Source organism: Peribacillus sp. Bi96, assembly GCF_918698115.1.
GTDB lineage: Bacteria > Bacillota > Bacilli > Bacillales > DSM-1321 > Peribacillus.
In genome coordinates this window covers 1-14314 of record NZ_CAKKLV010000048.1, presented here as the reverse complement: position 1 = coordinate 14314, position 14314 = coordinate 1, and the positions used below count along the sequence as shown (strand labels likewise).

Genomic DNA, 14314 nt, shown 5'->3' with positions numbered 1-14314 from the left:
ACTATGCCTTCACGAAATCTTCATGTCCTGAAATCACTCCAATTAACCGTGAACTTAAATTCAATGGTGATGAAATCCTGCGAATAAGCGAGTATTTGTGAGAAAATCGTATTAAACTGAGGGAGTTCAAGAAGAATTGACACAAGAAGGTCGTCAATGAAGACGATCTTCTTGTGTCAATTTTTTAGAATAAGGGATTTTAAATTGGAATATTATGTTAAAACCAAAGCGAGCAGAGCAGTTTTTAGGGTATTGATGGTGAGAGTAATGGGGGAAATGATTATCTTCGTGAATAGTCCTATGATTCATTAAAACTAAAACAGTTTAAATTATAATTCTTAAGGGGTGTTTATTTATAGTTATAAATAGAAATAAAAATGAGAGTTTAATTGGAAGCGCTCTGTTCATTGTAGAGGTAGAGATTTACGAACGCACTGGTCTGGCGGCCGAGGTGACCTCATGACATTAATGAAAAAGCAGCCAATTTCACATTTGATGAAGAAACGTAGATTTTGGGGTTATGGTGCCGCTATAGCGGTAATGCCTTATCTGTTAATCAAAATCGCCTGGACTTTCGGTCTCTTCATGCCGACCGAACAAATGGGCGACCCAAGTTGGCGCACTGCAAACGCAGTAACAATGGTTCTAGCTGCAGTTGGTATCCTGTTAGCATTGGCGTTTAGCATGACATGGGGTGAGCGACTGCCCGCCTGGTTGGTTGCCTTGCCCGTCTGGGTAGGTACTGGTTTACTTATTCCTATGCTGTTGCTGGCACCTGTGCTTGGTCCTGCTGCTATGATACGCGATCAGCAGGCAGGAGCTGCCAACGTTTGGGTATATGAGCAGATTTTCGTAATGGTCTCACTGGTTGGAGTCGGCATCTGCCTACCTTTCGCCTTAGCTGGATACGCTAAAGCGCGTTGGCCTGAGGCATTTACTGATCCAATCGACATTGAATTACTCCCGGGCAACAGCCAGAAACTGCATATCACCTTGGCTAGGCTTGTCGCGGTTGGCTGTATCCTGCTTGGATTTATTAAGCTATTCTGGGCGATTGGTGGAACTATTGGCATCAACCCAGCTATGTTGGATAACCGCGATTTATGGTGGCACCTATTGTCGTTGAGTACCGGTGTGTGGGCCTTCGCGGGGGCGTGGGGTTTGTTGGTACTGACCACCCGCCGCGGGTCGAAGAGGTTCTTCCCTCCTATGGCAGCAGCATGGATCTCGTCGGGAATGCTGTTCTCTTATAACCTCTTTAACCGCTTGTCCGCCACTCGCCCCGATGCACAACCTGCTCTAGAGTACCCACTTGCATATGTACTAACCACCGAGTTAGGTAGCGTCTTGGGAGTGATGATGGGAATAATTATCCTGATGGTACTGCACGACCGCCGGAGAGCAATGCGCAGTTCTAGAAGTAATTAATGTTCCTAATATTGAATTATATTTATAAAAAGAAAATAAATTAAATGAAAAGCCCCCAATTTGAGGGCCTTTTTATACATTATCATATAAGAAATAATGGATCAGGTAATGCTGCTTAATTTCCTGATTCATTTTTTAATTTAAGTGTATTAGAATGCTTGGAGGACCTCAAGTAAATTCAATGCTTCCATCTATAAGAATAAATAAGAAAATTAAACCAAATGACTGTTGTGTAAGGAAGCATTGTTTATAAACAATATATGCGAATGTCTTTGTTGGATCCGAATGAAAGTAAATTGCTCAAAATAGGAAATGAAAACCCTTGCCTTTCAATTGAAGGCACCACTTAAGATTTATTCGAAAGACCTATCGAATATTATCAAACTTTAGCAAGAGGAGATCTTGTACTCAGAACCTACTAATCCCCAGTGAAAATAAGCTCTAATTGCTTTTCATTTATTTATAAATTTTCTATGCACTTATTCCGGAATTAACCAAAACCACCACTCCATCTAAATTGTGGTGGTTTTGGTGATAACAAGCATATCGCATCGTCTTTAGCTAATGTCACAAGTAAATTGGTAACTGAAAAAAGTGAAACTGTCAAAGTTGAAAAGCCTGCGATGATGATTGCTCCATTAAAAACATTGGGAAATATGCCTAGTTATAGCTAGACATTGCGGTCACGAACGGGCTTTCCTTTTGATTAATCAATAAATGCAAGTTTATCTTGAACCATAGATCTCGTTAGAATATATATAATAAAAATGAACTCTGCAGTAGGAGAAAAAGTACATATTATTGTAAAAGTTGAAGATGTCTTCAGCTTTTTTGTTTGCCTTATCATCTTCAAATCTCTGGCGCAGCGCAGATTGGAACATAATATAAGCCCGAACTGCGAAATATAAGGATACATGCCCTTACATGAATCCTACTTATGCATGATTGACTTGGTTTTTTGATTTGATATAGTTTTAGGATGCTAAAGTGAGAAGATAAGATCAGACTAAAAAAAGAGCCTTCTGCGAAAGGGGGTGCCTCCTGTGAAAAGCATACAAAGCCGCTTATTGATCATGCTGCTGATTTTCATCGTTCTGCCCTATTTCCTGTCCGTTTTTTTCATCTACACTTATACAAAAAACAGTGTGGAGAAGTATGAACTTGAAAACAGCCAGGAGCAGCTTCAGAAGAATGCGGATGAACTGGAGCAGTATTTTGACGACATGATTGATTATCCATATATTTTTTTGTACCGCAACCCTGATCTGTTTCGGATTTTTAATAACGGCTTTGAAGACTCCATTTATTTCAGCCCCATGACCATGGAAAAGAGTCTCGAGACCTTTTATCTAATGAGAAACGAATTCCGGCAAATCCGTTTCTATATTGCTAAAAACAATGAGTCATTTACAGTCTATAATGCAGTGATCAGCACACACAGGTATCAGCCGAATTTTCTGAAACAGGACCCGATCAAACAGCTGTATACATCTGACTCACAATATTTGATTGAGCCGCCCCACCCTCTTGAGAATTACAATAATGCAGCCATTGTTCCAAAATCGGACAAAACGATGGTGATGACTTTTCACCACAAAATTACAGACGTTCTTTCTAAAAAGTTTCTTGGGATGATTACAATCGACATTGATTTGGGCGAGTATGCCCGCATTTGCAATAACCTTGTCCAGGGAGAAGCATCTTCTGTTTTGCTTATTGATTCAGCAGATCGCGTCATGTATGCAAATGATCGTGCCCTGATTGGAAAACCTCTTCCTGCCGATGAAAAGCAGCGTCTTAATGGGAATAGGAGCCGGCATGATGACGATATTCTCTTATCAAAGGAGTTATCAGGGTCACTGAACGGCTGGGAATTGATTAAGATCATGTCGAGTCAGGCGTTATATGAAGATGTCAGGAAAACCGCCTATACCAATATCCTTGTCGGCATCGGCGTAGGAATACTGGGTTTGCTGATGATAGGCATTATCTCAAATAGGATTACCCGTCCCATTACGAGGCTGAGCAGCAAAGTCCGCTCCATTGAAGGCGGAAATATGAATGTTCCTTTTGATGATACCAAAAGCGATGAAATTGGCCATTTGGAGTCACACATGAAGGACATGATGAACCGGATTAATTCCCACATTGACCGTGAATATAAGCTTGAAATTGAAAACAGGAAGAACCAGTTCAGGGCGTTAAAATCACAGATCAATCCTCATTTTCTGTTTAACGCTTTACAATCCATCGGCGCTGTTGCCCTCAGGTCGAATGCACCAAAGGTCTATCAATTGCTGACTTCGCTGTCCAAAATGATGCGCTACTCAATGAAGGCAGATCAATGGGTACGGGTTCGGGATGAAGCTGAGTATACAAAAGCGTACCTCTCCCTTCAAACAGAGCGTTTTGGTGAAAATATAAGTTACTCGGTCAATATCGATGAGTCCATTTTGGACATGACTATTCCAAGTATGATTCTGCAGCCCCTAGCAGAGAATTTCTTTAAACACACGTATGAGGAAGGTTACAGCAACGCTCATTTGTCCATTGACGGGGAAAAACAAGGAAACGATCTGTGCTTTACTGTAGAGAATGATGGTCCGGGTCTGACGGAAGAAGAGCTTCAGACTCTGCGGGAACATATCTATACACCCCCTTACGAAGGGACTTATTCGCATGAACATATAGGCCTGAAGAATATTCGTGACAGGCTGCTTCTGGAGTATGGACCAAGTGCAGAAATGAAAGTAGATTCGAATGACGGACAGGGTTTTTCCGTCTGCATGAGAATCCCGATAAAGACCGTCCTTGGGAATGATAAAGACTTACTTCAGGAAAGGAGATGACCACGGTGAAAGCACTGATTGTCGATGATGAATTCAATGTGCGGGACGTCATACGCCATTTAGGCCAGTGGGAAACATACGGCATCACCAAGCTATTGGAAGCCAAAAATGGCCATGAGGCAAAATCACTGATTGAGAAAGAACGCCCGGAGATTATCTTTACAGACGTGAAAATGCCCGGTATGGGCGGAATCGAACTGATTGAGTGGCTGGATTCCATTTCCTATCCGGGGAAAGTTATTTTCATTACTGGATATAACGATTATTCCTATATGCGCAAAGCCATTCAGCACAGCAGCTTTGATTACCTGCTGAAGCCGATTGAGTATGAAGCGTTCAATCATACACTGGAAAAATCGGTACAAGCCTGGAAGGATGATTTTGAACATGCTGAAGTGCTGGAAGATGTGAAAAAACTGCGGAGAAACCAGTTAGCCACTGCGATATGTCTGGGGGACCGTTCAGACTCAATCAGCCTTGCCGAGTTTCTTCCTGAATCGGAGGGCTATAAGCTGACACTGCTCTCCTTTTACCAGATGCACAATCCGGATCTCTATATCCAAAAGCTTTCAGATGAGCTTACGGACCGCAAATTAGGAAATGCGTTTTCCCTGCAGACGGATCTTAACCTCTGCCTTGTTATCACCATTCGCGATCAATGGCTCTCCGTTGAGGAATGGATCAGCCAGGAGTTCGATATCCCTGTAAGGCTTGTAACTGAAGAGCAGGTCGAAACTTTATCGGATATCAGGACCTCGTTTCAGGCTCTGCAGAAAAAGCTAGAGGAACAAAACTTCCGATCCATCCACCGTCTGGATGAAATAGATGCCGCCCGCCGCATGGAAGACATGGTTTCCTATGTTGACATGTATTATATGGAGGATTTGAGTCTGGAAAAGCTGTCGAATGTCTTCTTTTTAAGCCGCGAGCATATCTCAAGAAAGTATAAGCAAGAAACCGGAATGACCCTGTCCAAATACATCACGGAGCTTAGAATCAGCCAGGCAAAATCGTGGCTGAAAGAAACAGACAAAAGCATTTACTCCATCTCGACCATGCTTGGCTATCAAGATGAAATCTACTTTTCAAAGCTATTTAAAAAGGTCGTCGGCATGACGCCTTTTGAGTTCAGGAACAGGAACGATCAACATGAATCTAAAGGGGTGACATGATGAAAAACAGGCTTTTATCCCTTTTGTTAATCGGAGCCGTCAGCCTGCCTCTTTCTGCATGTCAGGACGAAGCCCCACCAGAAAAAACGGAAAAGACAGAGCGAAAAATCACGCTGGATTTAAGGAATCCGAAAGTGGAAATCTCCACTCAATTTGAAGAAATGACGCGTGCTTATGAACGGGAAAATCCCCACGTCAATATCAGGGTACATACTGTTGGAGGCGCAATGGATGACCTCGCCGACCTAAAAGCCGAAATGGCGACCGGCACTGGTCCGGATATCTTTACAAACAGCGGCTATGAAAATGCCAAGCTGTGGCGGAACTATCTGGAGGATCTCACAGGGGAGCCCTGGATTAATCAAGCATACAAAGAATCCCTGACGCCGGTCACATTGGACGGGAAAATTTACGGAATGCCGGTTAACCTTGAAGGGTATGGCTTTATCTATAATAAGGATTTATTTAAACATGCCGGCATTACTGAACAGCCCGCCACTCTTTCTGAACTGACAGCAGCTACCGAAAAGCTGCAGAATGCAGGCATTACTCCCTTTGCAACAGGCTACTATGAAGATTGGAAATTGGGCGACCATCTGATGAATGTTGCTTTTGCCCAGCAGAAGGATACTGATGCTTTTATAAGAAATTTAAATAACGGAACGGAAAAAATCAGTACCAATCAAACATTTAAGGATCTCCTTGCCCTGCTGGATCTCACCATAAAGTACGGAAACGATAATCCGCTGACAACGGACTATACAATGGAAGTGAATCTGTTTACCTCCGAAAAAGCAGCCATCATTCAGCAAGGCAACTGGATTCAGCCGATGATCGATCAAGCTGCGCCTGACATGAACATCGGTTTTATGCCGATTCCGATTAATGACCGACCTATAAAGGAAGCCCTTGTCGTCAGCGTTCCAAATTATTGGGCCGTAAATAAACAGTCCATTCCTGAAAAGAAAAAAGAAGCCAAAAAGTTTTTAAATTGGATGGTGTCGTCAGAACAAGGAAAACGGTTCATGACGGAAGAATTCAAATTCATTCCTGCGTTTAAGAACATTAAAACTGATGATATAGGGCCGCTCGCAGAAGAAACTCTTCGAAATTACAAAGATGGGAACACCGTCCCATCTAACTGGTTTCACTTCCCTGTTGGAATTAGAGAAGAATTCGGCGCCGCGACTCAGCTCTATGTCGGGAAACAGCTGAACCGCAATCAGCTGCTCAATGAATATCAAAAGTCCTGGGAGAGGTTTTCGAAGGAATAGCCTCTTGCCGGGGCTTTTTTTGCCTTCCACAATTGCGATATCAATATACGACTAAATTCCAATCAATATGTGGCATACCTCTCTTTTCAGGAATCGCCTATAATTCTACTGTACTAGCAAATACATAAAACCAGGAGGAAGACTTATGAACTTTAGCAGGCTTGCCACACAGGCAACAGCAGTAATACTCAGTACTGGCATTCTATTAAGCGGTACTGTTACCCAATCATTTGCAGCACCAAAGGATCCGGCAGATTACAAAGAAACGTACGATACTTCACAAATCACTCGTTCAGCTATGAAAGATATGATTAATCAGCACGGTGATACTAGATATACCATTCCTAAGTTTGACGAATCCACAATTAAAAACATCCCTTCTGCCAAAAAAGTAACGGAATCAGGCGAAACCATTGATTTAGATGTGTGGGATACATGGCCATTGCAAAACGCTGATGGAACTGTTGCAGAATACAAAGGATATCATATCGTTTTTGGATTAGCAGGCGATCCTAAAAACGCGAGTGATACGTTCATCTACATGTTCTACAAAAAAGTGGGCGACGATTCCCTTGATGCTTGGAAGAATGCTGGAAGAGTATTTGATGACAATGATAAAAACGTTCCAAATGATCCTTACCTAAAAGAGCAAGCCGAAGAGTGGTCAGGTTCTGCAACCTTCACTGAGGACGGGGAAGTTCGCTTATTCTATACAAACCGTGAACCGTATACACCTGAGTCAGGAAATTATGGGAAACAAACCTTAACGACCGCTCAAGTAAACCTTTCAGAGCCAGATTCTGAAACATTAAAAGTGGATGGTGTTGAGGATTACAAATCCATCTATGAAGGCAAAGACAGCAAGTACTATCAAACTGTAGATAAATTTGTAGAGGACGGAAATTCCGCTGATAATCATACCTTCAGAGACCCTCACTATGTAGAAGACAACGGCCGCAAATACCTTGTATTTGAAGCAAATACGGGTACAGAATATGGCTACCAAGGCGAGGAATCGCTATACAATAGAGCTTACTATGGCAACAGCAATAAATTCTTCCAGGATGAAAAAAGCAAACTTATGCAAAGCCCTAAAAAAGAGTTAGCTGAACTTGCAAACGGTGCAATTGGAATTATTGAAATAAACGACGATTATTCATTGAAAAAAGAAATGAAGCCATTGATTGTTTCAAATACGGTCACAGATGAAATCGAACGTCCAAACATCTTTAAAAAGGACGGCAAGTGGTATTTATTCACAAGTTCAAGAGGATCAAAAATGACCATTGATGGAATCGATAATCAAGATATTTACATGTTAGGCTACACGTCTAATTCCTTAACTGGCCCATATAAACCATTAAATAAAACGGGCATCGTCCTGCATCAGGATCTAGATCCATATGACATCACTTGGAACTATGCTCACTATGCAATCCCGCAGGCTGGCAGTGATAATGTTGTAGTGACTAGCTACATGACAAACAGAGGTTATTTTGAAGACAATAAATCCACCTTTGCCCCAAGCTTCCAGCTTAACATTAAAGGGAAAAAAACATCGGTAGTAAAAGACAGTATTCTTGAACAAGGCCAGATTACGGTTAAGTAGTTACCAGTGAAAAGAAAAAGAAAATGTCAGGAAACTTGGCATTTTCTTTTTTCTATTTTTAAAAGAAAAGTGGTGAGTTTAAGTGAACAAAAAGAAATATAAGATGGTTGGATTATTCATTCTTGGATTATGGATGGTTATTAGCACAGGAATTTTGATTCATTCATTTTATAAAACAAAAGAAGCTAATCCGCCAGATAAGGTAGAAAAGTACTCATACCGGGCTGCCTACCATTTTACTTCTCCTGATCATTGGAAAAACGATCCACAGAAGCCCGTTTACTATGAAGGAAATTATCATTATTTTTACCTCTATAATGGAGATTACCCGGATGGCAACGGCACAGAATGGCGACATGCCACCTCTAAAGATTTGGTTCACTGGAAGGATGAAGGAATTGCCATTCCAAAATATACGAATCAAAATGGGGATCCATGGACAGGGTCAGTAGTTGTAGACAAGGAAAATACAGCTGGGTTTGGGAAAGACGCTTTTGTGGCGATCGCAACACAACCCTCTAAGGATGGCCAGAAACAAGAACAATTTCTATGGTACAGTACGGACAAAGGAAATACGTTTACCTCTTACAGTGACGAGCCTATTATGAAAAATCCAGGAACGAAGGATTTTAGAGATCCAAAAATCATCTGGGATAACACGAATCAAAAATGGATCATGACCATGGCCGAAGGATCGAAAATAGGTTTTTATGAGTCTGATAACCTGAAAGATTGGCGCTATACGAGTAGCTTTTTCACTGAGAACATTGGAGTTTTAGAGTGCCCTGACCTTTACCAGATCCGCGCTGATGACGGGACAGTTAAGTGGGTGCTGGGCGTCAGTGCAAACGGAAAAGCAGCAGGGAAACCAAACACCTATGCATACTGGACAGGAACGTTTAATGGAACAGAATTTCTTCCAGATAACAATGAACCGCAATGGCTAGACTACGGTTTCGATTGGTATGGCGGAGTAACGTTTGAAGATGGCAAGGCAAGTGACAAATTAGACAAACGCTATGCCCTCGCTTGGATGAATAACTGGGCCTACGCCGACAATACGCCGACATTAAAAGAAGGGTTTAACGGAATGGATTCGATCGTCCGTCAAATTGAACTAAAGCGTGAAGGCGAGAACAAGTATTATCTTTCTTCACAGCCTTCAGAAGCATTAAAAGAATTGACAAGCTCAACGAATTCTTTTGATAAAATCGAAGTGGATGGCTCGGAAACACTTGATGTTAAAGTAGATGCCTATCAAATAGAGGCAGATCTCTCATGGTCGGATTTTAAGAAAGCAGGATTAAGGCTCAGGGAGTCAGATGATCAAAAACGCCACGTTGACGTAGGCATTTCTGCAAAAGAAAATTACTCTTATGTCAATCGAGCATTCACAGATCAACCTGACGAAACGAATCAGTTCGTTGAAAGTACTGCACCATTTGATGCCAGTAAGAAGAAGGTTCATTTAAAGATTCTCGTCGATAAAACGAGTATTGAAGTTTTTGTGGATGATGGACAGGCTGCTTATTCAAACTTAATATTCCCTCATGCTGAAGATAAAGGAATTACTCTCTTCTCCGAGGGCGGCAAAGCGATCTTTAAGAATGTGAAGGTTACACATTTTGATTCGATTAATTGAACCTCATCTTGGCAGATACCTTTCATATGTGTACACATACATTCTTTTATAAGAAATGACTCTTCAAATACGAACATTTACTAAAAGGCGTACCACCAACATTTGAATTCTAGAGCAATCGTGAGATTGTGTTTAGTTTATTGAGGGAGGATAGTTGAAGAGTGCTCTTTGACCTCTATTCAACAATTGGGCCATTTAATAGAGTGAGAATTTAGAATAATATACGAATGTAAGTGGATTTTTTTAATGTGAAAATCTATCAGACGATGATAAAATAAATCTGATTTCGAAGAAGGAATACTATAGGAGCCGTGAGACAAAATATAAAGATGAATGTATTAGACAAGAGTAAAAGGGTGAGGGATATTAGTCATGTTTAATATCCCTCACCCTTTATGCTTTGGAACAAGGATAGTTTTACCTTGATGAAAGAATTTATAAAAAGTAGTTTTGAGGATTTTTTAATGCACTTGCAATTTTCCTGATTCCCTCTTCAATTCGATGGGCGCCAACATTTGAAACATTCAACTTCAAAATCCGTTCGTGGTAAAAGTCATCTAAATAATTTCTTTCAACTGAATCCAGATATATTCCTTCTTCATGCAAATGATAAACAAATGATTTCAAATTCACACGCTTGGGCAGCACAATATGACTATGCATTACAATTTCTGATGATGATTCGTACGTAGATAAATGATCTTGTATTGATTGATGCAGAATTTTCGCACGAGTATGATAGATATTACTGACTTTGGTTTTATTATGTTCAAACATCCCATTTTTCAAATAGAGATATAATGCGGCTTGTGAAATCATAGAGCTGTCGATATCCGTTGTCATTTTGTATTTTTGAAAAATATCAATAATTGAAGGAGGGAGAACCGCCAATCCAACTCTTAACCCAGGAAACATAATTTTTGAAAAACTTTTTAAATAGATGACTTTATCGTGGTGATTATCAGCAAAAAGAGGGTCGTTCTTCGGATTGTATTCAAAATCTGCTAAATAATCATCTTCTAAAATGTATACATTATATTGGTCTGCTAATTGTAAAATAGCCTCTTTTTCTTTTTTACCGTATGAAGATCCTAAAGGATTATGGAAGCGGGGCATTGTATAAAAGAATTTAATATCTTCTTCATGAAATATTTGTTCAAGTCGACCTAAATCAATACCTTTCTCGGTACGTTGAATTCCTATTGCAGGCAGCTGTAAGGTTTTCAGCAGATCCATATATAAATGATAGCTAGGTTGTTCAACTAGAATGGTGGAACGATTATTCGGAAAGGGCATCATACTTACTAAAGAAAGAGCCTGTTGAACACCTGTAGTGATGAAAATCTGTTCGCTATGCGTGAATACTTGGTAAGATTCTAACAGTTTTTTAGCTTCTGCTATGAGTGGCGGCCAACCTTTTGGCGTACCGTAGCGAAATAATTCTTCTTGATAGGTATCAATTGCTTTGTTTATGCAGTGTTGAAATTCTTTATAAGGAAATGCATGCCAAGTAGGAGATGCGCTTTCAAAGTCAATTATGTCAGTGGACAATGGGGTTTTGAAGACGTGATTATCCACAACATAATAACCACTTTTCGGTAGGGCATAAATAATATGTTGCTCCTCCAATTTTTTTAAAGTGGTCAATATCGTGCTATTACTGCAAGCATATTGTTGTGATAAATTTCGAATGGATGGTAATTTTGCACCGGTCGAAAATTCACCAGACTGAATTTGCATCAGGAGTGATTGATAGATTGTTTCATATTTAAGCATCATAAACCTCCTTGCACATCTGTATCGGTACAGATGTGTATTTTTTATATCGTAAAAGTTATTATTATCTCTTACGATAATGGTACCGGCCGGATCAATATAAGGGGGTAATCGAAATGAGTGAAAATAGAAATGCATATATCTCAGCAACCATCTATGCAATCATTATCGGATTGTCATTTATGTTTGTTAAAGTGACATTAACGGTTGCAACACCGTTAGATACATTGGCTCATCGGTTTACCATTGCATGGATCGCTGCCACAGTGTTGTTCGTGTTAAAAAAAGAATCGATCAAGGTAACGAAAAAAGATGTACAGCAGATTGCCTTGTTAGCCATCTTATATCCGACACTCTTTTTTGCTTTTCAAGTATTTGGGTTAGTGCATACATCTTCATCGGAAGCTGGTATTATTCAAGCAACTATACCAATTTTTACGTTGATTTTTGCAAGTATCATATTAAAGGAAACATCTACACGCAGTCAAAAAATAGCTATTGGTTTATCTGTACTCGGTGTGATGTATATTATGTACATGAACGGGGCAGGGGGCACAAATACAAGTCTCTTCGGGGCTGGTTTAATTTTACTTTCAGCACTTACCTCCTCACTATACAACGTATTTGCCAGAAAGTTAACACAACGCTATTCGTTATTCACTATCACATATATCATGACCTTGTTTGGGTTTATAGCTTTTAATGGACTGGCACTGACAAACCATATAATGAATGGAACAGTGGATCAATTTATGCAACCTTTTGGACACTGGGATTTTGTTCTTGCCATTTTATATTTAGGTATCCTATCGTCTTTAGGAACGTCCTATCTTTCCAACTATGCATTATCAAAAATAGACGCATCGAAAATGAGTGTTTTCAGTAATTTTGCTACGCTCATTACCATTTTAGCAGGGGTCATTTTTTTAAAAGAGGAATTTCATTTATACCACATAGCAGGGTCAATTATCATTATCATCGGCGTTGTTGGTACAAACTATTTTGGTGCAAGGGGCAAATCAAATGAAAAAATATAGTCTCTTGCTAATCATAAGCCTCATTTGGGGATCTCAATTTTTCTTCGTGGAATTAGTAACGAATGATGTAGGTTCCATTTCGTTGTCTGCTTTGAAAGCACTGATTGGTGCAATTTGTTTATCGGTGATTAGTCTGTTCCAATCAAAGAAAAACTACACAACCAATACTAAAAAATATTTTTGGATTGCACTTTTTGAAGTAGTCTTGCCGTTTATTCTTATTGCACAAGGCCAAAAGTACGTATCGAGCAGTATTGCATCTATGCTAATCGCAATGGTCCCAATCTTCACATTAGTATTTTTCGTATTGCTCTTCAAAAAGAAAGCAAGCAAATTTGAAATAGTCAGCATAGTATTGGGATTTTTAGGAATTGTGATCTTATCGTGGCCAACGCAAGGAATTATGAACGTTTCAGGTAATATATTGGGTAATGTGTTGCTCATTCTTGCTGCTATAAGTTTTGCATTGTCTTTAATTCTAATGGAAAAATTAGAAGATGGTTCTCCGGTGGTCCATATTAGAAATGTTTTATGGATTGCAAGTATTGTCTTATTGCCAATGTCATTCCTTTCTGAAAAGCCATTACAAATCGATATCAATCATTCACAAGTAATATATATTACCATTTTAGGTATATTCCATGCAGGAATTGTCTATATGCTGTATAATCTCTTAATTCAAGAAGAGGGAGCATTATTTGCCTCTTTTAGCAACTATATTAACCCGGTTATTGGTGTAATTTTAGGCTATATTATTTTAAAAGATGCATTATTTTTGCGGCATAAGATTGGCATATTAATCATTCTTATAGCACTTTTATTTTCGAATCCTGATATTTCTAGAAAATGGGTTAGGAAGAACAATTAATAGAGAATACCCTTGTGTATAATGAGCTTTTGTTCTATAAAAAATCTCTAGAATAAAGTTAATCGGAACAGAAAATAATCTTAAATATTTTAATTTAGGTAATTCAACAATCGGGCGCAATTCTTTAATAAGAATCGCTTTTTTTATAGAACTACCATAAAAATAAGTTTCTTTAAAAATGAAAAATAGACCCTGCTCAATCGTTTAAAAAAAGAGGAGAGCGTTAATTAATTAGTCTATGGATTAGGGTTGACTGGATTAAGGTCAGTATTAGTATTGACACTTCCTAATCATTTTCATTCTTTGCGATTCATGGATGGCTAACGGGTGAATTAGTTCTTTAGAGAGCTGTGATTGAACTGCACCCCAATTGTTAGACAACATCTAACAATTGGAGGTGCAGTTTTTTTGACTAAATATACGATAGACGAAAAATTACATGCAGTTTTAGAGTACTTAGAAGGGAAAAAATCCTATAAATCCATTGCACAAGAAAGAAATGTAGGTTTATCCCCTCTGAAAAGATGGGTCGCTCGCTATCTAAAACATGGGATGGAAGGACTTGCTTCATCCTATACAAATTACACTCTGCCCTTTAAACTAGAGGTACTTAAATATATGAACGAATATGGGGCATCAATCAACGAGACCGCTGTACA

10 protein-coding genes and 1 pseudogene are annotated in these 14314 nt (G+C 39.5%); 9 read left to right on the top strand and 2 right to left on the bottom strand.

Annotated features, from left to right (window positions below; genetic code table 11):
- The first annotated feature begins 459 nt into the window (after positions 1 to 459).
- Entirely contained in the window at positions 460 to 1428 is a 969-nt protein-coding gene (locus LQ203_RS26700; protein WP_201225667.1) for a hypothetical protein, read from the top strand.
- A 553-nt stretch (positions 1429 to 1981) separates the two neighbouring features.
- On the opposite strand, the pseudogene LQ203_RS26695 reads toward LQ203_RS26700, so the two are convergent.
- Positions 1982 to 2136 (bottom strand): annotated as a pseudogene (locus LQ203_RS26695) (amino acid permease); the annotation flags it as partial.
- Positions 2137 to 2471: 335 nt separating this feature from the next.
- Here LQ203_RS26695 and LQ203_RS26690 point away from each other — a divergent pair.
- The 5 genes from LQ203_RS26690 (at position 2472) to LQ203_RS26670 (ending at position 9974) form a co-directional block, all read left to right on the top strand.
- Positions 2472 to 4277 carry a histidine kinase gene (locus tag LQ203_RS26690; protein ID WP_230162876.1) on the top strand — a complete coding sequence of 602 codons (1806 nt, stop codon included), beginning with the start codon at positions 2472 to 2474 and terminating at the stop codon, positions 4275 to 4277.
- 5 nt (positions 4278 to 4282) lie between these two features.
- Positions 4283 to 5449 (top strand): response regulator, encoded by a 1167-nt coding sequence (locus tag LQ203_RS26685; protein ID WP_230162240.1) that lies wholly within the window; start codon positions 4283 to 4285, stop codon positions 5447 to 5449.
- Complete coding sequence (locus LQ203_RS26680) at positions 5449 to 6723, top strand: ABC transporter substrate-binding protein (protein WP_230162874.1); 1275 nt, start codon at positions 5449 to 5451, stop codon at positions 6721 to 6723. The genes LQ203_RS26685 and LQ203_RS26680 overlap by 1 nt, the downstream gene beginning before the upstream one ends.
- A 145-nt stretch (positions 6724 to 6868) precedes the next feature.
- Positions 6869 to 8332: a glycoside hydrolase family 68 protein gene (locus LQ203_RS26675; RefSeq protein WP_230162872.1), complete on the top strand. Its 1464-nt coding sequence runs from the start codon at positions 6869 to 6871 to the stop codon at positions 8330 to 8332.
- A gap of 103 nt (positions 8333 to 8435) precedes the next feature.
- Positions 8436 to 9974, top strand: coding sequence for a glycoside hydrolase family 32 protein (locus LQ203_RS26670; RefSeq protein WP_230162878.1), 1539 nt, complete (start codon positions 8436 to 8438; stop codon positions 9972 to 9974).
- Positions 9975 to 10409: 435 nt separating this feature from the next.
- Here the strand turns inward: LQ203_RS26670 and LQ203_RS26665 are convergent, their stop codons facing one another.
- Complete coding sequence (locus LQ203_RS26665; RefSeq protein ID WP_230162870.1) at positions 10410 to 11750, bottom strand: PLP-dependent aminotransferase family protein; 1341 nt, start codon at positions 11748 to 11750, stop codon at positions 10410 to 10412.
- Positions 11751 to 11866: 116 nt separating this feature from the next.
- On the opposite strand from LQ203_RS26665, the gene LQ203_RS26660 reads away from it, so the two are divergent.
- The 3 genes from LQ203_RS26660 to LQ203_RS26650 all read left to right on the top strand — a co-directional run.
- Positions 11867 to 12787, top strand: a complete 921-nt coding sequence (locus LQ203_RS26660; RefSeq protein ID WP_230162868.1) for a DMT family transporter — start codon at positions 11867 to 11869, stop codon at positions 12785 to 12787.
- Positions 12774 to 13655, top strand: coding sequence for an EamA family transporter (locus LQ203_RS26655; protein WP_230162866.1), 882 nt, complete (start codon positions 12774 to 12776; stop codon positions 13653 to 13655). The genes LQ203_RS26660 and LQ203_RS26655 overlap by 14 nt, the downstream gene beginning before the upstream one ends.
- 408 nt (positions 13656 to 14063) lie before the next feature.
- Positions 14064 to 14314 (top strand): transposase (locus LQ203_RS26650; protein WP_230155323.1); only part of this gene is annotated, 251 nt, incomplete at its 3' end.

What these genes read in the sequence shown, in the direction of transcription:
- LQ203_RS26670 (WP_230162878.1), top strand. Translation starts at nt 8,436, where the DNA reads ATGGTTGGATTATTCATTCTTGGATTATGGATGGTTATTAGCACAGGA.
- LQ203_RS26665 (WP_230162870.1), bottom strand. Translation starts at nt 11,750, where the DNA reads ATGCTTAAATATGAAACAATCTATCAATCACTCCTGATGCAAATTCAG.
- LQ203_RS26675 (WP_230162872.1), top strand. Translation starts at nt 6,869, where the DNA reads ATGAACTTTAGCAGGCTTGCCACACAGGCAACAGCAGTAATACTCAGT.
- LQ203_RS26700 (WP_201225667.1), top strand. Translation starts at nt 460, where the DNA reads ATGACATTAATGAAAAAGCAGCCAATTTCACATTTGATGAAGAAACGT.
- LQ203_RS26680 (WP_230162874.1), top strand. Translation starts at nt 5,449, where the DNA reads ATGAAAAACAGGCTTTTATCCCTTTTGTTAATCGGAGCCGTCAGCCTG.
- LQ203_RS26655 (WP_230162866.1), top strand. Translation starts at nt 12,774, where the DNA reads ATGAAAAAATATAGTCTCTTGCTAATCATAAGCCTCATTTGGGGATCT.
- LQ203_RS26660 (WP_230162868.1), top strand. Translation starts at nt 11,867, where the DNA reads ATGAGTGAAAATAGAAATGCATATATCTCAGCAACCATCTATGCAATC.